Here is a 22,194-nt window from a genome sequence, read left to right as displayed (position 1 = left end):
GAAATAATCGTCTGAGTGCGGCAATCCGGGATCGATGGCGGGAAACGAGCCGGCACGTCGTCAAGTGATATTCAGCGAGGTGATCTCATCGACTTTCATGGGAGTCGGCCGTGTTCGAAGTGGGTGAGGACGAGTGCGGCTTTGACGATGTCGCCGATTTTGCGGGGGCTGGTGGTGATGTGGCGCAGTGCGTGCCAACGGCCGGTCAGTAGGGCGAAGCCGCGTTCGCCGAGGCAGCGCAGTCCTCGGAGCAGGGCGTTGTAGGTGCGGGTGTGTACGTCGAGGACCTGGCCTTCGGCGGGTTGTTTGACCGGGTGTGCACGCCGATCCCGGCTCCGTCGTAGCCGCCGTCGGCCAGGGTTGGCAGATCCAGCTGCGATGCCGCCCAGTACACGGCAGCGAGGACGTGTGCGCGGGCTGCGGTCAGATCGTGGGTCGAGCCGGGTTCGACCTCGGAGACCCACAGCGGGAAGCCGTCCGGTGCCGACAGCGCCTGGACATGGCCGCCCTGCGCACGGGATTTCCCGGAATACCAGGCGTCGATCTGTTTGCCCTTGACACTGATGATCTTCTCGCCCAGCCGGTCGGTGGCGAACAGCTTGCCGTCCAGAATCAGGTGGGTCGCGCCGTCGTCCTTGGCGCGTCGCAGGGCGTCGTGCAGGTCCGGCGCCTGCGCGGCGAGCACCGTGATGACCTCGTCGAGGTAACGGTAGCCGGTGGCCCGGGAGATGCCGTGATCGCGGGCCAACGCGGGAATGTCGCGGTTCTCCCGGAATCAGCGCAACCCAAACACCGCCTGGTGAAAGCAGGTCAGCGCCCTGCTGCGGCGTCGGGTACCGCGCTCACGGCGTTCGGCCTGCAACAACCGGCCCAGGTACCGGGCGAGTTCGCGGGGCACGTCGAGCATGGCACGATACGGGATCACGTGGAGTCCTTGGCTGGCGTGAAGATCATCTTTGGCGAGAGTTCTTCTACCAAGGACTCCACGCCCGTCTTCCACCAGATCCCCGCACCAGCACGCAGATCAGATGCAGTCTCCGCCTGCCAGCCCGATCTTGATGAGACCACCTCAGCGGATCGCGGGCCTGGAGCGGGAGAATCGTGAACTGCGACGGTCGAACGAGATACTGGCGGCCGCGTCGGCGTATTTCGCCCGGGAAGTCGACCCGAAACCACCGCGCTAGTCGAGTTCATCGATACCCACCGGGATCAGTTCGGCGTCGAGCCGATCTGTGTCGTGCTGGAGATGTCGCCGTCGACGTAGTGGGCAGCGAAGAAACGGGAGTCGGCCTCCCAGAGGCTTCGTTTGCTGCACGTAGCGGTTCGGGCTGTACCAGGCTGTCCAGCTCCCGATCATGCTGGAGCTGCTCCCGACTCGCGTTCGCCATCGCGTCAGCGCTGTCCGGGGGCACCGCCCCGATTTTCGCCGTGTGACTGGTCGGACGCACCGGGCCCGGGACGAGCGCGGCCGCGGCCGTCAGTTTCATCGCGACCGCACTCACCAGCGAAACCGGCCGCAGTCAACTGGCCGCGTAGTCCGCCCCGCCACCCCAAGTTCTACGGTAATCGCTGGGGGCGATGTGGAGATGTTTCGCGAAGGCTGCGCGGAGGCCGGCGGCGGTGCCGAATCCGCTGTGATTCGCGACGAGGTCGACGGTGAGGTCGGTTTGCTCGAGCAGTTCCTGGGCACGGCGGAGCCGCTGCCGGGTGAGCCAGTCGCCGGGGGTGCGGCCGTGGATCTCGAGGAAACGACGGGTGAGCTGACGTTCGCTCAGGCTGGCCTGTGCGGCGAGGTCACGCAGCCGGATCGGCTGATCGAGGCGAGCCATCGCCCAGCCGGTGACCTCGGCCAGCTGCGTGCCGTTCGTGGCCGGCAGCGGGGTGCGGATGTATTGTGCCTGGTCCGAATCGCGGTGGGGTGGCGTGACCATGCGGCGGGCGAGGGCGTTGGCGACGCTGGTGCCGTGGTCCTGACGGACGAGTTCGATGCACAGATCGATCCCGGCGGCGGTGCCGGCGGAGGTGTGGATGCGCCCGTCGTGCGCGTAGATCACGGTCTCGTCGAGATCAACGCGGGGAAAGCGGTGGCGCAGTTCCGCTGCGTGCATCCAGTGCGTGGTGGCGCGGCGTCCGTCGAGCAGGCCTGCTTGGGCGAGCACGAACGCTCCGGTGCAGATCGCCGCGATCCGCGCTCCTCGCTGGTGTGCTTCGGCGACAGCGGCAACCAGGTCGGCGGGCTGCTGCACGCAGACGTTCGCGCAAGCAGGTACGACCACAGTATCCGCCGCGGCCAGGTCGTCGAGTCCATGCGGGGTGGTGGCGGTGAAGCCGCCGCTGACCTCCGCACCGGGTTCGGTGGCACACAGCTGGAACTCATACCACGGATCCGCCAGCTCGGGGCGGGAGATGCCGAACACTTCGCACGGGACCGCGACCTCGAACAGCGGTGCACCGGGCATGACCGCGACAGCGACCCGATGCATGTCGGTTTTCTTGCGCATGATGACAAGTATGACACTCGCGCTTGGTCGCAGGGGCACCGCAAACTTGGACGGTGACCACTGAATCCACTCCATCGACCACCCACGTCCGGCCGGGGATCGGACTCACCCAGGGCGTTGCACTCTACGTTTGCGCGATACTCGGCGCCGGTGTGCTCGTCTTTCCCGGTCAGTCTTCCTCCCTCGCGGGTCCTTCGGCTCTTGTCGCGTGGGCGTTCAGTGCGTTACTGGGCCTCCCGCTGGCGTTCACGTTCGCCGCGTTGGCATCACGGTTCCCGGACGCAGGTGGGGTCGCCACCTTCGGGGAAAAGGCATTCGGGCCGACCGCGGGCGGGATCGTCGGCTGGTGGTACTTCATCGCCGGCTCGGTCGGGCAAACCATCGTTCCGCTCACCGCCGGCTACTACGTCACCAGCGCGATCGGATTGGAGCCGCGCTGGGCGCCGGTGCTCGCCGCAATCGTGCTCGCGATCGCCGTGGCCGCGAATCTTGCGGGCTTCAAGGTCGGCGCTCGCGTGCAGGTCGCGCTCGCGATCGGAGTCACCGCGATATTGCTCGCCGTCATCCTCGTCGCACTCCCTCAGATCGACTTCGAGCATTTCACCCCGTTCGCCCCGCACGGCATCTCCGGGATCGGGCAGGCAACCGTCGTCTTGTTCTTCGCCTTCGCCGGCTGGGAAGCGATCGCGCACCTGTCCGCGGAATTCCGGGACGTCCGACGTACTCTGCCCCGCGCGACCTTGCTGACGATCGTGATCGTCACCGTCCTCTATCTGGGAGTCGCCTTCGCGGTCGTGGGCACAGGTGCCTACGGCAATCGCACTCTCGACCGGATTTCGCTCGGGGTGATCATCGAGCGCGGCATCGGCTTCTCGGCTGTCGGCGTTGTCGCCATCGCCGCCGTCGTCATCTGCCTCGGCACAACCAACGCCTTCGTCGCATCAGTCTCCCGCCTCGGCTACGCGCTGGCCCGAGACGGTTGGGCGCCGAAGTTGCTCGTTCGCCGGAATCGCCATGGCGCACTGCAGTATTCGGTTCTCGCCGTGGGAGCCATCGGTGGCGCGGGCCTCGTCGGCGCGGCCCTGTTCGGCTGGGGCACCGACGACATCGTCTTCATTCCCGCTGTCCTCGTCCTGGCCACCTATCTACTCGGCACCATCGCCGCCGCCCGGCTGTTCACCGGCCGGCTACGGCTCCTCGCCCTGGTGGCAACCGCATTGCTGCTCATCACAGTGCCATTCGCCGGATGGCATCTTCTCGTCCCCCCGGTGATCGCCGTGCTCGCATCGGCCGCGCACCGGTTGCGTCGGGCCAGGAACGACAACGGGACATGACGGGTACTACGACACATCACCGCTTGGCCGCCGCACCCGGTAAAAGCAGCTGTCCTGACCACCCACTACGGAAACGATCGAATCATATGAGCGAGCCGACCAGCAGCCATCCACGTCGCACCGGTGTGATCACAGCGCGAAAATCTTCGCACTACCTCGCCGCCGCGGTGGGCATCAGCCTGCTGCTCTCCGGATGCGCGGGCGCGGCCGACGCGGACCGGACCAACATCGACAGCTCCCTGCGCGGATACCTCGACCTGCTCGAAGACAACCCACAACCAGCTCCCGACGACGTGCTCGCCTGGGTATCGAACGAGGACGGCGGCAAGGACAAAGCACGTTCCTGGCTCACCAGGCACCCAGGCGCACAAGCCAATGTCGAGCGCTACATCGTCAGCGACCCCTACGAAAGCGACAGCAACGAACCAGAAGCACACCTGTCGGTCCAAGGCCAAGCCTGTCCGGAACCGGGCCGATGCCGGCCCTATCCCACCGACGCGGGAACGATCAATCTCAAGCGAGAGGGCGGCCAGTACCTCCTCGACGAAGACACCGCCCTGAAATTCTTCGGCTACGAAAAATGACGCGCCCATCGATGGCGTCCCGCATGCCAAGGCACTCTCGACCAGCTCCGTCAGGGTTCGACATCGGGGCGCAAGCGAGACAGTCCAGACGCGTCATCGCCGAATGGTGAGGGTGACAAACAGCCTGGCGACGCCAGTGAGCACGCCGAAATCTCAACCCAGTTTCATGGCGCAGGCAGTGCTCGGCCGTGCGTTGGTCGGCCGCGCGAAGGGCAAGCAGTGCCACATCCAGCCGCGCGTGCACGGGCTCGAGCCTGAGCCTGAGGTCAACCACGTAAGTCAGTTTTGGATCAAACTCCGGCAACGGCCTCGACACCACCAACTCCCACCGCCCGCACGGCAGGCTCGACGGCCGACCGGCCATACGAAACTGTGGCAGAAGACCCACGCCGAGGACCCCGCACAAACGACCGACGTCGACCGCGCACAGCGGGAAACAGCTGGCCGTTTGCGGAGAACAAGATCCGGCCGGTCGTCGGCAGGCTCGCGGCCACCTTCTCGTCAAGCTGCTCGAAGCTGGGTGTCCAGGATGCGGTGCAAGTCGCTTCCACGCTGCGAGGTTCGGGTCGCTTCGGTGGTCGCGCGGTTTGAAGGTGTGGGTCAAGGCGGCTTTGCGCATGCTCGCCAGCAGCACGGGCGCAAGATCGGGAAAGTCGGGGTGGGCCACGTGCTCCGGCCCGAACAAGCCGGTGAGCAACTGGCGAATGCGGTGGCCCAGCTGGTGTTCGTGCGGCCGCAGCGCCTCCACGAGTTGCGGGTTGTGCTGAGCCGCCGCCCACAGTTGCAGCGAGGCCCGGTACAGCGGCCCGTGGAAGGTCAGCCAGATCTGCTCCACCGCGTCGTCGATAGTCCCGGCGCACTTCGGGATGTCGATCTGGCCGGTGCGCTCGATCGCCAGGTGCTGCACTGCCGCTATCAGCAAGTCGTCGCGCGAAGGGAACTGGTGCAGCAGTCTGCCACGCGAGCCCGTTCGGGCCGCCCTTCGGTCCAGGCCCCACTGGAGCGACATGGGTATGATAATCACTCGCAACTAGGGCAGGCGTCGGAAGGTGGAGGGCATGGCGAGTACGGCGCGTACCACCGAGCTGCCGCTCTCCGCCGACGTCGCGGCACAGCTCGCACGCAGTCCGGAGGTGATGGCCTTCGTGATGAGTCCGGTGCTGCGGCTGTATCGCATGGACGTGCCCGAGCACATCGAAGCGGGTACTCGCGGCAAGGCCCGGCTGTGGTGGTTCGGCATGTTCCCGTCCTGGACGCACCACATCACGGTCGAGCGACTGGACCCGCTGGAGATCCGCACCGACGAGCACGGCGGACCCGTGCACACGTGGCGGCACCGTCTCACTTTCGTTCCGCTCGGCGAGCACCGATGCCGCTATACCGACGAAATCGTGACCGACGACGGATGGCGCGGGGCACCGACACGGTTGTTCGTCCGGTTGATGTTCCGCCACCGGCACCGCCGGTGGCACCAGCTGGCCCGGATGCTGACCTGAACCGGCCCCACGCCCAGCCGACCCCCGACCACTCCCGAGCGGCACCGACCTGCCGTAACGACACCTTTCCACCGCGATCGACGATGCCGCACCGCCGGCCCCGACCGGCAGTAGCCGCGGTCTCGCCCCACACCCCATCAGCAACAGGCTTCGCGCACGGCTCGCGCACCATGCAGTACCTGGTTCCCGCTTCTGTTGTGACCGTGGAGTTCACTGGCAGCAGTCTTGCCAGCCCGCCGGTGCGGATCCTCGAGGCCTTGCGCATCGAACGGCGGGCAGCTTCCCCCACGCCCTGGCGCACACAACACTGAGCCAGCCATTGTTAATTGCACCGATTGTCATTATCATGTGCTCGGTGTCCCCGCCCACACTCACGCTCGAATACGCCCGCAGCGGTGGGCAGCCGTTGCTGCTCGACCTGTATCTCCCCGCCGGGTCCGGACCGCATCCGGTCACCTTGTGGATCCACGGCGGTGCCTGGTTCCTCGGCGACCGCGCCGACGACGCTGTGCTGTGCGCGGGGCTGGCCGACCGCGGCATAGCCGTCGCCAGCATCGACTATCGGCTCGGCGAAGCAGGCGCGTTCCCCGCCTCGGTCGACGACGTCCGGGCCGCGGTGCGTTGGCTGCGCGCACACGGCCCCGAGCACCGGCTGGCCACCGGCAAGGTCGGCAGCTGGGGCGCGTCGGCCGGCGGCCACCTCTGCCTGATGGCGGCCCTCACCACTGCCGACGGGAACGACCGGATCGACGCCGTGGTCGACTGCTACGGGCCGACCGATCTCGTGGCCCGCCTCGCACGGACCAGCATGGAATGCGCGATCGTGCGCACTCCGCCGGACGTCGACTACCTGCGCACCGACATCGAGGATCCCGACCTGGACCGGGCACGCCACGCCAGCCCGCTGCATCAGCGGCTCGACCACGCGCCGCCGGTGCTGATCCTGCACGGAGACCGGGACCAGCAGATGGCACTCGACCAGAGCCGGCGGCTGCACGAAGCGCTCGTCGCCGCCGGCCGCGAATCGCACCTGCTGGTCCTCGGCGGCGCCGGGCACGGCGACCCTCGCTACCACTCCCCCTGGATCCTCGACACCACCGCCGCTTTCCTCAAACAGCACCTCGGCGACTCGGAGAAAAAACCCTGATGACACCGCGACCAGCCGCGAACCCGGCAGCTCCCACCGGCGACGAGGACCCCGCCGAGTTCTGGGAAAACCTGTACCGCCAGCAGCGCGACAATCACGACCTCTGGGGCGCCAGGGGCAACCCCCAGCTCATCGACGCAGCCGCACAGCTCCGGCCCGGCGCCGCACTCGACCTCGCCTGTGGCGCGGGTGGCGACACCCTCTGGCTCGCCCGACACGGCTGGCAGGTCACCGCCATCGACATCTCGGCCACCGCAGTCGAAAAAGTGCTGTGCCTGGCGCAAGAAGCAGGATTCGGTGAACTCGTCACGACCGAACGGCACGACCTCGCCGAGACTTTCCCCCGCGGCGCTTTCGATCTGGTGTCCGCGCAGTACTTCCACACTCCGTTCGAGCTGCCGCGCGCTGCGGTTCTCCGCAAAGCAGCGGAAGCGCTGCGCCCCGGCGGCCGCCTGCTCGTCGTCGATCACGGGTCGATCGCTCCGTGGTCATGGGACCAGAACCCGGACAAACACATTCCCGCCCCGCACGAAGTCGGCGCCGAACTCGGCCTGGACCCGGCGACCTGGACCGTGGAGCGTGCCGACACCCCGCGCCGCACGGCGACCGGCCCCGGCGGACAGACAGCGGTCGTCACCGACAACGTGCTGCTGATACGCCGGACCGGAGGCTAGCGAGCGGCCGGCTACTGTCCCGCCGGGAAATGCAGCGTCGCGAGCTTCGGGAAGTCGTTGGTGGTCTTGCCGACGAGCCGGTCCGGCGCGTAGTCCGCCAGCAGCGGGGACCGCGCTCCCTAACGCACTGCCGTGGCTGCGCGAGGAACTGGGCAGCTGATCGGCTCGGCTCAGCCGGCCCGCGGGCGCAGCACCGCGATCCCGACGCCCGCCAGCCACCACGGCAGGGCCGATCCGTCGTCGTCGGGCGTCGCGTCGCCGACGAGGAACCGCACGGTGGACGACACGGTGATCGGCGCCCCGCCCTTCGGAGCGATCCCCGCGGTGAAGCTGGTGCGGTACTCACCTGGCTCGCTGAAGGCCAGTCCGCGTGCGTGTGCACGTTGGGCGCGACGGGCAGCTCAGCTGGCGACCCGGCGCTGTCCCAGACCACCTGGGAGGCCGGAACCCTCCGTAGTCGAGGAACACTTGCAGCACGCCCGGGCCTTCGGTTCCTGCAGAAAAAGGGGAATCGACTCGAGCAATGCCGCGAGTAGCCCGGGGTGCTGCGTGTTCCAGCCGATCCAGACCACCCCGGGCGCCTGCGTCTGCGTCTGCGGCACGAGGTAGACCGTGCTCCCGGCAGTCCCCAGGAAGCCGTAGCTCGCGGGCACCCCGGACTTCGCCGCGTCGCTCACCCGGAGGACGACGTCGTCGAGGTCGCGCCATCTGGCGGTGCCTGAGGAGTCGTCCTTGAGGCGGATGCTCCAGCGGCCGCCGGCCAGCGCGGGCCCGAGGTCGAGGTGCCCGTCGCGGATTTCCACCGGCTGTCCGGCTTCTTCGGCGGCCGCCGTTCCGGTGAGACAGCTGAGAAAACCGAGCACGGCGAACACGGCGACCAGGGCCGCGGCGGGCCTGAGCTTCACGCCTTGACCTTGCGTCGCGAACGGACCAAGAACACACCACCGTCGATCAGCACCACGAGAATCGCCACGCCGCCGATGACAAGTCCCGCTGGCACGCCGCCCGGGGCGTCTTCTCCGGACGGGGCCGCTGAGTTCTCGACGCGCACGACCGGCACCGTCGCTTCACCGACCCACGCGCCAGAACCGTCACGAACGACCGCGGATTTCGCTGCCGTGCCAGGCAGCATCCACCTTCTGACTCAGCCTGCTGTTGTGACTGCTGCCAAGCACGGCGTACCCGTTCTCGCCGTTCTTGCGCACCGACCAGTCGATGACGCTGTCCGGCGCGACTCCGGCAGCGGCGAATGTCGCGGTCTCTCCCGAGGACGGAGAACTACGTCGTGTCGAAAGCGGCGAACCTACTGGCGATGTCTTCGATGATCATGACGGATTCGATGGGTGTTTTCGCGTTCTTGTCGAGTCGTTCGATGACGTCCCGGTACTCGTTGCGGTCATCGGGAAGGAAAATTCCGGCATTGCGGTGGGAGAAGTAAGCAACCGTCGCTGCGGGAGTGTCATAGAGCGTGAAGGGCCCGGACCGGCCGGGGTGCTCGCCGACGTCGTCCGGCTCGACGCGCAGGGTGATTCCGGTCGAGGCCACCACGAGGATCTCCAGCTGCCGGCGCATGATCTCCGGAGTACCGACAAGGTTAGTGAGCGCAGCAGCTCCGACGAAAGCGGTGATCGGTGTGGCATCGAAGCCCATGATGACATTGCCGCTCTCCGCCCGGACAGTGGCCAGCTCGCGGACGTCCGAGGCGAGGAAACCTTGCGCGAAAAGAGCTGCCATCGAGTAGTCCGGGATCTGCAAGAGGTCGGGAATCTGCAGGGGATGCCACACCCTGATACTGCGAGCCATGGCTTCACAATCGCGCAAAGCTGCCAGGTGGTCGCGGTGACTCTGATTCCCGGGGACGATCAAGCCGGGACCGGTGAGCCGAGCCAGATGCAGGATTCGCTGCTTCTCCTCGCCAACGACACCCAGTGCACCGAGAATCCCCGCCACGTCGGTCACCTTCGGTGTGCGCTGGCCGAGCTCCCAATTAGAGATCAGAGCAGGGTTCGTCCCGATCCGGCGGGCCAGCTCCCGCACGCCATACCGCGCGTGCTTCCGCGCCGCGCGCAGAGCAATACCCAGCAACCGGTTCCGAAACGGCCCCCTGTCCTCAACGTTCACGTGCCATGCCCTGTTCCTCGTCATCCTCGACAACGACCTCGCCGGTATCGCCGTCGATCAGAACCTCGGTACCGTCATCCCCGATCCAAACGCTCATCACGACCTCCGCAGTGGTGTTCGCAGGCAAACGCCCGGACGGTCCAGCAGGGAATCGCAGCCCAACGACTTCCGACAAACCGGGCCGCTGCGCATAAGCCACCACCGCCGTCGTCTCGCCACACGATGCCCCGAGCACTTCACCCGCTGCTGGAACCGTTGCAACAGACCACATGCCAAGCACCGTGCCGTCATCGCAACTTGCCCTGCTGCCTCAGGCGACGAGTGCACGCACTCAGATTCCGAGCAGCGGAAGCATTTCCCCCGAGCGGCAACGCCAATCACGGTCAGCAGCCGCGTTAAATTCCGGGACCGAGAAGCAGGGGTCCGGACGGCCTTCGAAGTGCTGTCACCCACCGCGCCGTAGACTGACGGTCCGGCCATGCTGACGACCTCTCCCCCCTCGCTTCGAGCATGGATCTCTGACTGGGCGCCAGCGGCGTCCGAGGAACCTCGAGAACAAGCCGTACCGACTACCGGGTATGAGCTTGAGGTCTGCCAAGTACCCAGACCAGGGCGCCTAAATAGGCGTGACTAGGCGTCATCAGCCATGACCTGCGCGTATCTGTTAGTTTTGATGGCGAATGCAGGGAGACGATGTGGCAAGTTCACACGAATGGTCGCCTCAGCCGCGGACGCGGCTGAAGGTTGCGATCAGGCGTTCCGGCCGCACTCAGGAACGACTCGCCGAAGAGCTCAACGTCGACCCCGGCACGATCAGCCGCTGGGTTCGCGGGATCCAAGATCCTGACCCGGCTCGCCTGGAGGCGCTGGCGCAAGCGCTGGGTATCAGCCGTGCTCAGCTTGGTGACCTGCTGGCCGAAAGCGGTGGTCTCACTGCCGAAGCCCGGGAGTGGCTGTCGACATCCGACCCTGTCCTACCGTCGGCGCCGGACCGCGTGACGCGCACCGGCCGGGGCACTCGCCCCGCGGCCGGCTACTCGCTGGCTGGAGTCGGCGCTCCGCGCGGTATCGGCTGGGGCGACGTGTCCCGGATGCGTGAGGTCACGCGCAAGCTGGCTTCGGCGGAGAACAGCTTCGGCGGTGCGTTCGCACGCGACGATGCACAGACGAAGCTGCGGTGGGCGCTACAGTTCACAGAATTCTCAGCATCGAACGACGTGGCCAGAGCGATGACGGAAGCAGTCGGCAACCTTGCCTCCGTGGCCGCATTCTGCGCATTCGACGCCGGTGACCACGAGGCCGCCGACGACTGCTTCGCACAGGCCATCGAGTGCGCCGTGAAGTCCGGTTCATGGGCGCTACGCGCGAACACCTATGCCGAGATGTCGCGGAAAGCGGCGTGGCTCGGCGAACTCGATGACGCGCTCACCCTCATCGAGCTCGCGCTGGTACGCGCCGACCGGCTGACCGCCACGGCCCGTGCGATGCTCTGCACGATCCACGCCCGGCTGCTAGCCCAAACCGGCCGGCACGCGGAAGCCCTCGATGAGATCGAACGGGCCGACGCGCATTTCGCTGAACGCATCCCAGCTGCAGACCCACCTTGGCTCTGCTACTACGACGACGCCGAGCACAGCGGCAGCACCGGCAAAGCACTCATCCCGATCGCCCGCGCCACGTCCAGGCCGGAACTTGCGGTCGGTCGCCTGACCACCGCGGTGAGCCTGCAAGGCGACGAGTACCCGCGGTCACGCACCTTCTCCCGGATCCGCCTCGCCTCACTGTTGATGACCACCGGACACCCGGACAACGCCCTGGGCCACGGTGTCCAAGCCCTCAACGACGTCGCAACACTGCAGTCCGCCCGCCTCCGCGATGAACTGGCCGGCCTCGCGCGCGCCAGCATCCCTTACACCGGGCACGATGACATCGCCCAGCTCCATCACGGTATCCGCCAACTCGCCACTTCCGACGCCACGCCACGAGGCACCTCATGACCGCGGGACCTGCTCATGAGGTACTCATCCGCGCGGCCCAGCAAGCAGGAATCAACGTAGCCAACGCGGAACTGATCCGTGACGGTGCCAACGTCATGTACCGGCTTCCCCACCACATCGTCGCCCGCATCGGCCCCGCCGGAAGTGAAGCTTCCGCACGCCAACAGGTTCAGGTCGCCCGCTGGCTCGCCGGCTCCGGCATCCCCGTGACCACACCGCTCGGCGACGTACCTCAGCCGGCTGTTGCCCACGCACGCCCGGTGACCTGGTGGCGCGAGCTACCCGATCATCGTGCCGCGACCCCGGCCGAACTGGGTTCCATGCTGCACGCGATACACCAGCTGCCTATCCCGCCCCAACCACAGCTGCCCGAATTCAACCCGTTCGACGGTATCGAAAAGCACATCGAGGCAGCCGGCCACATCGCGCGAGCGGACCGCGAATGGCTGCTCCAGCGAGCAACGCAACTACGCACCGATCTCAGTGCGGCGAACCGAAACACCGAGCGCGCTGTGATCCACGGTGACGCTTGGCAGGGCAACGTAGCCGTGCCCTTCGACGGCAACGCTGAAGCAGCGCTGCTCGATCTCGACAGATTTGCCGTCGGCGCCCCGGCCTGGGACCTCATCCCGCTAGCGGTCGACTACACAGACTTCGCCCGAATACCCGCGCACGACTACCACCAGTTCGTCACCGCCTACGGTGGCCACGACGTCACCACCACACCGACCTTCCGCCCCATGGCGGATCTCCAGGAACTACGGTGGGTCGCGTTCGTCCTCGGCAAGGCCGACAACCCCTCCGCAAAAGCCGAAGCCCAACACCGCATCGCCTGCCTCCGCGGCGACATCGACCGCCCCTGGCTCTGGACCGCGTTCTGACCTGACTTGGCTCACGTTTCATGATCGTTCTGGTGGTCAGTGGGGCGTGTGGGTCGAGCCTCGATTGCGGGCATTACTGTAGGAATGCCCGCTGTGGCCGCCGCTGGCGAGGAGCACCAGCCTGGCGGCAGCGGTACGGGCCGCAGTCGTGGATCATCCCCCCGTCCGCGGGGAGCACTCGCGGGGAGCACTCGCGGGATGGCGCGAGAACGACGTCCCAGCACGGATCATCCCCGCGTTCCGCGGGGAGCACTCCTCGTCCAGGCAGCGCGCGAGCACGATCTCCGGATCATCCCCGCGTCCGCGGGGAGCACACCGATGCCTTTGGCTGTTCTGCTTCGCAGAGCGGATCATCCCCGCGTCCGCGGGGAGCACGTGAGCCGGGCGCTGGAGACGTTGGTGCCGGCGCGGATCATCCCCGCTTCCGCGGGGAGCACGCGAGCGGGAAGAGTTCCGCAGAGCTGGAATTCGGATCATCCCCGCGTCCGCGGGGAGCACGGGTGAGCGTCGATTGGTCCGAGGTCGAGGCACGGATCATCCCCGCGTCCGCGGGGAGCACGCGGCCGTCACCGGTCGCATTTGCTCCGCAACCGGATCATCCCCGCGTCCGCGGGGAGCACTGGAAACCTTCACCACTGATGCCAACCAACGACGGATCATCCCCGCGTCCGCGGGGAGCACACTTGTTGACCTGCAGCGATTCGCCGAACATGCCTTACTTTGCTTCGGTTTCGTCCGGCGAACCTTGATGCATTCATTCCTTCTTGCGGAATTTGCGACGTGCGTTGCGTCGCTTCCAGACTGTTTCGTCGCGGGTCGTGGCGCCTTCGGCCGGTTCTTGGGCTGGCGCCGGGTTGGCGCGGCTGCGGGTCTTTCCTGGCACGTAGGTGGGTACGGTCTGCCGACGCATGAGGGTGATGCCGTCGTAGTCGACGGGTGTCCAGTCGTGTCCGTGCACTTGAAAATCAAGTCGTTGCTCGCCTTGAGTGGCGTGCACCATCAGTGCCCGGCCGTCGGCCAGGTATTCAGTGATTCTGTCCCAGATGAGTTCTCGTACCCGGGTGGAGACGAACCCGACGTAGACGCCGGGGCTGATTTCGAGCAGCCATCGGGTGAGGTGTCCGCGAAGGCCCGGAGGTACCGCGGTGAGGATGATGACGGTCACGGTTCATCTCCGTACGAGACCCCGCCGGCGACAGGGCTGTGCCGATCGTCCCACAGGGATGCGATCGCCTCGATTTCGAAGTATTCGAAGGTGTTCAGATCGTCGGTGTCTTCGCCGAGGAGAAGACGCTGGATGTCGTGGGCGCATCGCGGCAGCAGTTTGCCGCCGTGGAGCGCGTCACGCATGCGGCGCCTGGTTTCGCCGGCGACATCAAGGCTGGAATCAGCGGCGATGTCGAAGGCGGCGGGAATCGTGAGCTCGGCTTTGTATAGGTCTGCGATGTCGTAGACGAACGAGCGGTGGTGTCCGGTATGGACGAATCCGAGCGCCGGTGAGCAGCCGAGTGCGACGATCACGGAGTGGACGACTCCGTACAACGCGGCGTTCGCCGCGGAGAGGGCTTGGTTGATCGGGTCGCCGGTGTCCCAGTCTTGCCGGTCGTAGTTGCGGCCGGTCCATTCGATTCCGGTCCGCTCGGCATGTTCCCGGTATATGCGGCGCACGCGGGTTCCCTCGCGACCTCGCAGCTGCTGCATGGTCAGCTCCGAGACGTCTTCGTCGGGAAAGCGCATCTCGTACATGGCTCGTGCGATTCGTAACCGGGTGCGTGTGCTGCTGATCGCCTCGGCTTGCGCTTGTATCAAGCGTGAGGTGCGGGCCAGCGAGGCGCCGTGCGCGTAGTAGCGGACACCACGCTCTCCGACCCAGACCACGGTGGATCCGCTGTCGGACATCAGCGCGACCGCCTGGTGTGTGATGGTAGTGCCGGGGCCTAGAAGGAGGACGCCCACCGCGGCTGCTGGAAGGTGCACGGTGCCGCGTTCGTCCGTGGCGGTGATGGCGTTGCTGTCCCGGTTGACGACACAGCGGTCCAAATACACGAAGGAGATTCGGTCCGCTGCACGGACGAGTTCCTTCGGGGTGGTGGGCCGGCGACCGATGGTGCTCACGACGTCTCGTTCGGCGCCGGTCGGGCCAGCGTCAGCAGGCCGCATCCGTAGGACTTCGCACGGCCGATCCCGAAGGTCAGCGACCGTTGCATCACCGACGTATCGAGAACCTGCAGGTGGCCTTCGAAGGTCACGGTCGAGATGGTGACCTGAGCGCCGCCGCGGCCGAATCGGCGGATCTGACGATCGATCACGGCCACGTTGAGGTTCCCCCGCTTGGCCGGAGAGCGGATTATCTGGTTCCGGCGGGGGCCGGTTGATGGTAGCTGGCCTCGTACTCGGTGGGCGAGTGCCAGTCCAGCTTCTTCTGGATCCGCTGGGTGTTGTACCAGCCATCAATGTAGGCGAACAGGGCGTTCTCGGCTTCTTCCCTTGTCCGCCAACTGTTCCGGTAGACCAGCTCGGTCTTGAGCGTGGAGAAGAAGTTCTCCATCAACGCATTGTCGTAACTGTCACCGACCGAGCCCATCGATTGTACGATCCCGTTGTCCGCCAACCGGTTCGAGAACCGAAACGCCGTGTAGGTCGATCCCCTGTCCGAATGATGGATCAGCTGGCCTTCCCGGACCTGCCGCGACCACACCGCATACTCCAACGCGCCCAGCACCAGCTCGGTGTCGCAGCGATCCGAGCACTTCCAGCCCACGATCCGGTTGGAGAACGCATCGCGGACCGCAGCGAGCCACAACACGCCCTGACCAGTCACAATCCGGGTAGCGTCAGCTACCCACAACCGGTTCGGCTCGACCGCGGTGAAGTCCCGGTTGACCAGGTCCGGCGCCGGCGTGGCCCGCGGATCCTGCCGAGTAGACCCGGTTCGCCACTTCTTGCGCAGGAACGCGCCTTGCAACCCGGCACGCCGCATCAGCCGCTCGACACGTTTACGACCCACCTGGATGCCTCGGCGGCGCAACATCGCGTGCACCCGCGGCGAGCCATAGGTACCGCCCGAGCAGGTGTGAATATCGACGATCTCAGCCACCAGACCATCGTCGGCTACCCGCCGCGCCGAGGGCTGTTTCGCCTGCTTGAGCCATCCGTAGAAGGTCGAGGACGCGATACCCAAAACCCGCAATACGAGATCGACCGGGTGCTGCGGATGCTCACGCACGAACCGCATCATCACCTCCGGGTCGGGCCGATCTCGGAGGCGAAATACGCGCTCGCATCACGCAGCACGGCGTTGACCCGCTCCAGGTCCGCGACCCGCTTGCGCAGCTGCTTGTTCTCCTCGACCATCTCACTGGTCGGCCGGTCGGCTCGCTCACCACGATCGGCCTCGTCCTGGCGAATCCAGTTCCGCAACGCCTCGTGATGCACGCCGAGCTGCTCGGCCAGCTTCCGGATCACCGGCTTCGGGTCAGACTCCCGGTACAGCCGGACCGCCCGGGCCCGCAACTCGTCGGAGTACTTCTTCGGTGCCGCCACTGATGTCCTCCTTCCGGCCCTATCGGACCATGGCTTGGAGCTCTCCGTCAAAGCGGGGGAACCTCACCCGCCAGCACGAACGGCCCACTACCAACGTCGTAGCCCCACCGCGAATTAGCCACCACCTCCAAGCCACGAAACACCAGAACGGGCAATGAGCCCCACCCGGTGGCACCGCCGAAGCATGGACCGCGACAACCATCACGCGGACCACCTCAGCCAGCCCGGCCTCATCCGCCGGCAGGCGCGCCCTGGTTCCTGGCTCCCAACATCGACCTTTCACGTCCGGCGCGCATCACCCGAACCCGTACGGAAACAAGTTGATACGTGCAATCGAGGCAGTCCTCACGCTTACCTCCTGACGGCAGACCCCGACTGCACGATGGCCCTCTCCTTGCCCAGAAACCTGACTAATAACCGCCACGAGATGCGCACGCGATGCACATTCACGCGAATTACCCTGGAGCAAAACTGGAGCAAACCCATGATTCCAACAACGCCCACCGGCATTGAACTCCACTCAACCGCAGCCAACGACAGCGTCCGCCCAGTAGATTCTCGATAATCGCAGGTCAGACACATATCCGGACCATTCTGGCAGTGAGGGGGTCAGCAGTGCTGTTCCCGCAGGTCAGGACACCCAGCCACGCGACCCCTGCAGTACAGGACAGTGCCGCAACACGACCAGCTGAATAGCTCGGCGGAAGCGCTGCCTCAACCACTTTGACGCTCTTTCGAAGAATGCAGCCCAGCAGATCATTCTCCGCCCACTTTCGCCACACCTATTGACACCGGAAAAGAAGGCTCCGGCAGCAATTAAACTAAACTTCGCATCTTTAGCTCGACCACAGCGCCCATACGGCACAAGCCGGCACCCGATCGCGGTTCGCCACACGATGATTGACGTCCGAGCGCAGGATCTCCGGATAACGCACCAGACCGGGGCACCACGCCTTTGCGACCGGCCCTCCTCATCGCTGCAATGTTTCACCCGCAGCCCACATTGATCACCTCAACCGCAACGAACTCGACGCCTGCATGACCCGAACCGCGCAGCGATGCCTCGAACACGCGCGGCAGCAGCCTGCCCGCGCACACCAACGCGGCCCCAGGGCTCGATCGTCAAACCTGAAGGCACCACAGGCGCGGGCAAGCACGAGTCATGCGACGAATCGACAGAACGAGCAGGAACAGCGCACCAAGATCGACCGCGGCCAACGCAGCACCACCCCACGACTTCGAACCGCCACCCGACACGGCAGCGGACCACCGGCGGCCCCGACAGCCGACCGCTTGGACGACCGTCAAAATCGACACTAAGTCGCCCCTACTTACGGGTAGCAAAAAAGCCCAGGTCTCTGACCTGGGCTTTGCTCCCCCGCTTGGACTCGAACCAAGAACCCTCCGGTTAACAGCACCCCACCAACTCTCAGGATCGTCCTCAGCCGAAGCCACCGGCTGCCAGGAAGCCATCCGGTCCGGCGCCCCGCAGGTTCACGGAACGAGGAGGTTGACACTTGTCCGCAAAGCCAGATCAAGATCATGATCCCTGGTGGAGCGACAGCCATCCCCGGACGACCGGGCACACAGTGCACCGAGATGGCCCGCACCCTCTGGCTCATCTGAACATGCAAGACGCCCCTGCCGTGGCGGCCACATGCCCATCGAGACAGTCGCGGTCTCGGACCGCAGATCCATCACCGGCCGTCCACAACACAGGAGCACCGAATGAGCACCGCACTTACTGGCAGACAGACAACAAAACCACCGATAACGACGGAATCCGCAGGTGAAGACTACATTCCTGTCAGTGGGCCGGGCGGGGCTCGAACCCGCGGCCAAGGGATTATGAGTCCCCTGCTCTAACCAACTGAGCTACCGGCCCGAGACCGGCGCGCGCGTTTGCACATGCACATTCGTCTCAGTTCGATCCAACCTATCACAGTGCGGCGTCTGGGCCGATGCGTGCTCCGAACAGGGCGTGAGCGGACCCGGGAGTGTCCGGTTCGCCCGGATTGTCAGGGGGACGACGGCGAGGAGGCGGGCTTGACGGGTGCCACACCGCACGTCCGGCTGGCGATGCGACCGTGCTCACCATCGGACTCGCAACGGGGTACCTCCTGCGCGAGTACCGCGATGCCCTGATCCACCATCCGGCGACGCGCGCCTTGGCCGACATCGTGGCGATGGCGGTGGTCGCGCTGGCGCACACGGCGTGCCGGGCACTCCAGCGTGCACGACGGCGGCTGGCCGCGATTCTCGACGACGAACTGGGGCGGCGTCCACGGGCTCGGTGACCTTCGCCCGGACGAGCCCCACAGGACGGTGACACTCAGGCCCCGCGGCCCCGGCCGAACTGCTCCTCCACCTTCGCGCGGGCGACCCCGGCCGCGCCCTGCACCATCGGGTGATCGGCCAGCCGGCGGTAGGTGCGCACGATCTGCTCGTACCGTCCCCGGCCGGCCTTGGCGCCCAGCACGTACCCCAGGCCCACACCCAGCAGGAACTTCTTCACGGCGGCCACACCTCTCGTCAGTCGGACTTCCGACTCTCCATTGTCCAGCAAACCACCCCCGCGCGCGGGACGCCGACGCACCGACCCCCCTTCACGGGGATGGCGGGGCATGCGTTAAAGTTCTTCCATCAGCCGGAGCGGTCCGGCTGAACGAGCGACATTCCCCTGTAGCTCAATTGGCAGAGCATTCGGCTGTTAACCGGAGGGTTCTTGGTTCGAGTCCAAGCGGGGGAGCACAAAGTCCAGGTCAGCGACCTGGACTTTTTTCATGTCCACCGGCGACGCGGCACCCTCTCCCAGAAGCAGTGCGCAGCCCGCGCTTCGCGGTGACCGGCTCGCCGCGTGCTCACCTCGTCGTCGACCGCGCGAGTTGTTCTTCGGCGGCCGCCCAGTCGCCGCCGCGTGGCCGGTAGTGGCGCCGAGCAATCCGTAGTCGACCGCCCACGAATCGATGCCGATCGCGGCCAGCGGGGCGTCCCGGTGTGCCCGCCGCACACCGGTCGGCGTCTCGCGGAGAATACTCAGCGCGTCCCAGTGCACCGTGCCGCCGGCACGGACTCCGCCGTTCGGGAACCGATGCACCTCGGACAGGTCGAGCCGCCCCGACCTGACCTCCCCCGCCATCACACTGGACGCCTGATCGGTCCAGAGTGGACAACCACAGGTCCGCTGTGGACACTTCCCGGCCCGGGCCAGGCGGCGACCGGCGTCCGGCCCGGGAAACAGGCTCCGGGGCCCTCAGCCGGGCTGCCGGCATCAAGGACGTCGCCGCCGCGGGCGGCTCGCTCGGCACGGTCTCCAACGTGCTCGACCGGCCGGACCGGGTCAGCCCGCGGACCCGGGCGTGGGTCGAGGCTGCGATGGCCGAGCTGCGGTTCGTGCGCAACGAATCCGCCCGGCAGCTGCGCGCCCGGCACAGCCGGTTTCTCGCCTACGTCATGCTCGACGGACACAACCCGTTCTGCTCCGACGTCGCGGCCGGCATGGAAGAAGCCGCCGACGAGGCGAGTCTGTCGCTGTTCATGTGCAACAGCGCGAACCTGGCCGAACGCGAAGCGGCCTACCTCCACCGGTTGGAACAGCAACGAGTGCAAGGCATCTTGATCACGCCCGTCGACCTCGGCTCGCCGGGTTGCCCGCCGCCGCGACCGTCCCCCTCACCTCCGTCCGGCAGCCGCGGCTCGGTCTCGGCCGTACCGCGGCGGCACTAGGTTACGTCCGCGGAGGTGGTGTACGGGTTCGTCGCTGGTGAGCGGCGTGGCGTCGTGACGTGAGACGGCCACCGCGTGATCTTTCTCGAGTACCGACCAAGGAACTCCAGGAAGGACCACCACGATGGCCGCACCACACAGTGTGGACCCTGCCCAGCTTGTCGAGGAGCTCGCCTCGGCGGGTGTGTCGCCGGATCTGTTGCAGACGATGATCGCGACGATGGCGAACGCGTTGATGTCGTCGCAGGCCGATCAGCAGTGCGGGGCCGGCTATGGCGAGCGCAGCAGCGAGCGGACGAACCAGCGCAACGGCTACCGGGCCCGGGAGTGGGACACCCGAGCGGGCACGATCGAGTTGGCGGTGCCGAAGCTGCGCCAGGGCTCCTATTTCCCGGACTGGCTGCTGACCCACCGCCGCCGCGCCGAGCAGGCCCTGGTCACCGTCGTGGCCACGGCCTACCTACTCGGTGTCTCCACCCGGCGGGTGGAGAAGCTGGCCGAACAACTCGGGGTGAAGTCGCTGTCGCGTTCGCAGGTCAGCGAGATGGCCACGCACCTCGACGGGCAGGTCGCCGCGTTCCGCGAGCGCCCGCTCGACCAGGGCCCGTACACGTTCGTGTGGGTCGACGCGCTCACGGTGAAGGTCCGCGAAGACGGCCGGGTGGTCAACGTGCACGCGCTGCTCGCGACCGGGGTGAACGCCGACGGGCACCGCGAGATCCTCGGCCTGGATGTGGCCTCCAGCGAGGACGGAGCGGGCTGGTTGGCGTTCCTGCGCGGTCTGGTCGCCCGCGGCCTGTCCGGGGTCCAGCTCGTCATCTCCGACGCCCATCCCGGCTTGGTGGCGGCGATCGCCTCGGCGTTGCCGGGTGCGGCGTGGCAGCGGTGTCGCACCCACTACCTGCGTAACCTGCTCTCCCGTGTTCCGAAGTCGGCGCAGCCGCATGTCGCTACGCAGGTGCGCACGATCTTCGACCAGCCCGACGCCGACGCCGTCACAGCCCAGTACGGACGCGTGGTCGACACTCTCACCGCGCGCTGGCCCGACGCAGCCGAGCACCTCGACAACGCCCGCGATGAGCTGCTGGCGTTCACCGCATATCCGCGCGAGGTCTGGCGCCAGATCTGGTCGAACAACCCTCAAGAGCGACTGAACAAGGAGATCCGCCGTCGCACCGACGTGGTCGGGATCTTCCCCGGCCGCGACTCCCTGATCCGCCTCGTCGGCGCCGTCCTGGCCGAACAGAGTGATGAGTGGACCGAGAACCGCCGCTACATGGGCCTCGATCTACTGGCCCGCTCACGCATCCGCATCGTCACCACCGAAGCCGCACCGACCGGCAGCGAGGCACTCATGACAACCGAGGCAATAACCGCCTAGAATCCCGAACCAAGATCACGCGGAGTCGATCTCATACACCACTCCGCCGGACGTGACCCGGCACTACTGATCCGAGAGACGACCGACCCGCACCACGACCATCAGCACGTCCCGAGCTGGCGGTGCGCGCCTCCACGCTGCCGGCCGCCGCACCTGACCGCGCACGCCATCCGGCAGCAGAGGAACCCCCTGCGTCACCGTGGAAGTGGTCGCGAGTCCAGGACCTGACTGACGAAGCCGGCCAGGTCCGCCCGCATCGTTTCGCGTGACTGTCCTTCGTGGGCGGCCAGATGTTCGACGAGGTCGGCGCGGACCGCGGCGAGCAGGGCGTGGGCGGTGAAATCGCTGTGCGTCACCCCGGAAATCCGGCTCAGCAGGGTACGCAGCAGGGTGTGGCACCAGTCGTAGTTGGCCGCCGTGTAGGGGCTGGCACTGTCGGTGCCTTCCAGCGCCAGCATGAGACCGCGGTTGTCGAGTTTGAAGCACAGGAGTGCATCGAGCAGGGCGGGGACGCGGTCTCGCGGCGGGGCGGCCGCTCCGAGTGGCGGCGGACCCGTTTCCACGGCTTCCACCAGCGGTTCGAGCCGTGACTCGTACAGCGCGCGGATCAATCCGGTGCGGTCACCGAAGGCCCGGAACAACGTTCCTTTGCCGACGCCGGCAGCCGCGGCGACGTCGGCCATCGTGATCTCCTCGGTGCTTTCGCGAGCCACGAAAAGCGCGTCCGCGGCCGCCAGCACCGCCGCGCGGTTGCGGACGGCGTCCTTGCGTGGTTTGCGCTCCGGCACGAGCCCTCCCGTTGCAATACG

The 22,194-nt window shown here is 66.6% G+C and carries 21 protein-coding genes, 2 tRNA genes, 3 pseudogenes and 1 CRISPR repeat array; of the genes and pseudogenes, 12 read left to right on the top strand and 14 right to left on the bottom strand.

The window, feature by feature from the left end; translation table 11 throughout:
• Positions 1 to 95 precede the first annotated feature (95 nt).
• Positions 96 to 925 (bottom strand): annotated as a pseudogene (locus BJY18_RS00590) (transposase family protein).
• Positions 926 to 1,070: 145 nt separating this feature from the next.
• Here BJY18_RS00590 and BJY18_RS36550 point away from each other — a divergent pair.
• Positions 1,071 to 1,261: pseudogene (locus tag BJY18_RS36550) on the top strand (IS3 family transposase); the annotation flags it as partial.
• A gap of 259 nt (positions 1,262 to 1,520) precedes the next feature.
• On the opposite strand, the gene BJY18_RS00585 reads toward BJY18_RS36550, so the two are convergent.
• Positions 1,521 to 2,501, bottom strand: a complete 981-nt coding sequence (locus BJY18_RS00585; RefSeq protein ID WP_246458720.1) for a GlxA family transcriptional regulator — start codon at positions 2,499 to 2,501, stop codon at positions 1,521 to 1,523.
• Between the two features lie 53 nt (positions 2,502 to 2,554).
• On the opposite strand from BJY18_RS00585, the gene BJY18_RS00580 reads away from it, so the two are divergent.
• From BJY18_RS00580 to BJY18_RS00560, 5 genes are all read left to right on the top strand, one after another.
• Positions 2,555 to 3,835, top strand: a complete 1,281-nt coding sequence (locus tag BJY18_RS00580) for an APC family permease (RefSeq protein ID WP_312873684.1) — start codon at positions 2,555 to 2,557, stop codon at positions 3,833 to 3,835.
• A gap of 86 nt (positions 3,836 to 3,921) precedes the next feature.
• On the top strand, positions 3,922 to 4,419 hold the full coding sequence (locus BJY18_RS00575; RefSeq protein WP_184776809.1) for a hypothetical protein: 498 nt from the start codon (positions 3,922 to 3,924) through the stop codon (positions 4,417 to 4,419).
• A gap of 1,058 nt (positions 4,420 to 5,477) precedes the next feature.
• Positions 5,478 to 5,915 carry an Rv1443c family protein gene (locus tag BJY18_RS00570; RefSeq protein ID WP_184776807.1) on the top strand — a complete coding sequence of 146 codons (438 nt, stop codon included), beginning with the start codon at positions 5,478 to 5,480 and terminating at the stop codon, positions 5,913 to 5,915.
• A 355-nt stretch (positions 5,916 to 6,270) separates the two neighbouring features.
• Positions 6,271 to 7,062, top strand: a complete 792-nt coding sequence (locus BJY18_RS00565; RefSeq protein WP_184776805.1) for an alpha/beta hydrolase — start codon at positions 6,271 to 6,273, stop codon at positions 7,060 to 7,062.
• Positions 7,062 to 7,736 carry an SAM-dependent methyltransferase gene (locus BJY18_RS00560; RefSeq protein ID WP_184776803.1) on the top strand — a complete coding sequence of 225 codons (675 nt, stop codon included), beginning with the start codon at positions 7,062 to 7,064 and terminating at the stop codon, positions 7,734 to 7,736. The genes BJY18_RS00565 and BJY18_RS00560 overlap by 1 nt, the downstream gene beginning before the upstream one ends.
• Positions 7,737 to 8,137: 401 nt before the next feature.
• Here BJY18_RS00560 and BJY18_RS00555 read toward each other — a convergent pair whose 3' ends face one another.
• From BJY18_RS00555 to BJY18_RS00540, 4 genes are all read right to left on the bottom strand, one after another.
• On the bottom strand, positions 8,138 to 8,641 hold the full coding sequence (locus BJY18_RS00555) for a choice-of-anchor M domain-containing protein (RefSeq protein WP_184776801.1): 504 nt from the start codon (positions 8,639 to 8,641) through the stop codon (positions 8,138 to 8,140).
• On the bottom strand, positions 8,638 to 8,868 hold the full coding sequence (locus BJY18_RS00550) for a hypothetical protein (RefSeq protein ID WP_184776799.1): 231 nt from the start codon (positions 8,866 to 8,868) through the stop codon (positions 8,638 to 8,640). The genes BJY18_RS00555 and BJY18_RS00550 overlap by 4 nt, the downstream gene beginning before the upstream one ends.
• A 146-nt stretch (positions 8,869 to 9,014) precedes the next feature.
• Positions 9,015 to 9,857, bottom strand: a complete 843-nt coding sequence (locus BJY18_RS00545; protein ID WP_184776797.1) for a helix-turn-helix domain-containing protein — start codon at positions 9,855 to 9,857, stop codon at positions 9,015 to 9,017.
• Entirely contained in the window at positions 9,847 to 10,128 is a 282-nt protein-coding gene (locus tag BJY18_RS00540) for a hypothetical protein (RefSeq protein WP_184776795.1), read from the bottom strand. Before BJY18_RS00540 ends, BJY18_RS00545 begins: the two co-directional genes overlap by 11 nt.
• Positions 10,129 to 10,552: 424 nt before the next feature.
• Here BJY18_RS00540 and BJY18_RS00535 point away from each other — a divergent pair, with 424 nt between their 5' ends.
• Both BJY18_RS00535 and BJY18_RS00530 read left to right on the top strand, forming a co-directional pair.
• On the top strand, positions 10,553 to 11,854 hold the full coding sequence (locus tag BJY18_RS00535) for an NsdA family TPR-like regulatory protein (RefSeq protein ID WP_312873683.1): 1,302 nt from the start codon (positions 10,553 to 10,555) through the stop codon (positions 11,852 to 11,854).
• Positions 11,851 to 12,735 carry a phosphotransferase gene (locus BJY18_RS00530; RefSeq protein ID WP_246458715.1) on the top strand — a complete coding sequence of 295 codons (885 nt, stop codon included), beginning with the start codon at positions 11,851 to 11,853 and terminating at the stop codon, positions 12,733 to 12,735. The genes BJY18_RS00535 and BJY18_RS00530 overlap by 4 nt, the downstream gene beginning before the upstream one ends.
• 285 nt (positions 12,736 to 13,020) lie before the next feature.
• Positions 13,021 to 13,416: direct repeats of the CRISPR family, unit length 29 nt; unit sequence CGGATCATCCCCGCGTCCGCGGGGAGCAC.
• A gap of 73 nt (positions 13,417 to 13,489) precedes the next feature.
• On the opposite strand, the gene cas2e is transcribed toward BJY18_RS00530, so the two are convergent.
• The 6 genes from cas2e to BJY18_RS00500 all read right to left on the bottom strand — a co-directional run bounded on the left by cas2e (position 13,490) and on the right by BJY18_RS00500 (position 18,163).
• Entirely contained in the window at positions 13,490 to 13,900 is a 411-nt protein-coding gene (gene cas2e / locus BJY18_RS00525; RefSeq protein WP_184776791.1) for a type I-E CRISPR-associated endoribonuclease Cas2e, read from the bottom strand.
• A complete protein-coding gene (gene cas1e, locus BJY18_RS00520; RefSeq protein ID WP_312873682.1) occupies positions 13,897 to 14,850 on the bottom strand; it encodes a type I-E CRISPR-associated endonuclease Cas1e in 954 nt (317 codons plus the stop codon). The genes cas2e and cas1e overlap by 4 nt, the downstream gene beginning before the upstream one ends.
• A complete protein-coding gene (locus BJY18_RS00515) occupies positions 14,847 to 15,146 on the bottom strand; it encodes a type I-E CRISPR-associated protein Cas6/Cse3/CasE (RefSeq protein ID WP_246459110.1) in 300 nt (99 codons plus the stop codon). The genes cas1e and BJY18_RS00515 overlap by 4 nt, the downstream gene beginning before the upstream one ends.
• A complete protein-coding gene (locus BJY18_RS00510; protein WP_184776787.1) occupies positions 15,083 to 15,961 on the bottom strand; it encodes an IS3 family transposase in 879 nt (292 codons plus the stop codon). Before BJY18_RS00510 ends, BJY18_RS00515 begins: the two co-directional genes overlap by 64 nt.
• Positions 15,962 to 15,972: 11 nt before the next feature.
• Positions 15,973 to 16,278, bottom strand: a complete 306-nt coding sequence (locus BJY18_RS00505) for a transposase (RefSeq protein ID WP_184776784.1) — start codon at positions 16,276 to 16,278, stop codon at positions 15,973 to 15,975.
• 1,811 nt (positions 16,279 to 18,089) lie between these two features.
• Positions 18,090 to 18,163: transfer RNA gene (locus BJY18_RS00500), tRNA-Ile, on the bottom strand.
• Positions 18,164 to 18,365: 202 nt separating this feature from the next.
• Here BJY18_RS00500 and BJY18_RS00495 point away from each other — a divergent pair.
• Positions 18,366 to 18,575 (top strand): hypothetical protein, encoded by a 210-nt coding sequence (locus BJY18_RS00495; protein WP_184776782.1) that lies wholly within the window; start codon positions 18,366 to 18,368, stop codon positions 18,573 to 18,575.
• 35 nt (positions 18,576 to 18,610) lie between these two features.
• Here the strand turns inward: BJY18_RS00495 and BJY18_RS00490 are convergent, their stop codons facing one another.
• Positions 18,611 to 18,793 carry a hypothetical protein gene (locus tag BJY18_RS00490; RefSeq protein ID WP_184776780.1) on the bottom strand — a complete coding sequence of 61 codons (183 nt, stop codon included), beginning with the start codon at positions 18,791 to 18,793 and terminating at the stop codon, positions 18,611 to 18,613.
• Positions 18,794 to 18,954: 161 nt separating this feature from the next.
• Between BJY18_RS00490 and BJY18_RS00485 the strand changes: the two genes are divergently transcribed.
• The 3 genes and pseudogenes from BJY18_RS00485 to BJY18_RS00475 all read left to right on the top strand — a co-directional run bounded on the left by BJY18_RS00485 (position 18,955) and on the right by BJY18_RS00475 (position 21,385).
• Positions 18,955 to 19,027, top strand: a tRNA-Asn gene (locus tag BJY18_RS00485).
• A 521-nt stretch (positions 19,028 to 19,548) separates the two neighbouring features.
• Positions 19,549 to 19,923: pseudogene (locus BJY18_RS00480) on the top strand (LacI family DNA-binding transcriptional regulator); the annotation flags it as partial.
• Positions 19,924 to 20,128: 205 nt separating this feature from the next.
• Entirely contained in the window at positions 20,129 to 21,385 is a 1,257-nt protein-coding gene (locus BJY18_RS00475) for an IS256 family transposase (RefSeq protein WP_184776778.1), read from the top strand.
• A 194-nt stretch (positions 21,386 to 21,579) separates the two neighbouring features.
• On the opposite strand, the gene BJY18_RS00470 is transcribed toward BJY18_RS00475, so the two are convergent.
• Positions 21,580 to 22,173 carry a TetR family transcriptional regulator gene (locus BJY18_RS00470; RefSeq protein WP_184776776.1) on the bottom strand — a complete coding sequence of 198 codons (594 nt, stop codon included), beginning with the start codon at positions 22,171 to 22,173 and terminating at the stop codon, positions 21,580 to 21,582.
• Between the last annotated feature and the right edge of the window lie 21 nt (positions 22,174 to 22,194).

Source organism: Amycolatopsis jiangsuensis (genome assembly GCF_014204865.1).
GTDB classification, from domain to species: domain Bacteria; phylum Actinomycetota; class Actinomycetes; order Mycobacteriales; family Pseudonocardiaceae; genus Amycolatopsis; species Amycolatopsis jiangsuensis.
Note: the sequence above shows the minus strand (reverse complement) of the source record. Positions and strands in the feature narration are given on the sequence as shown.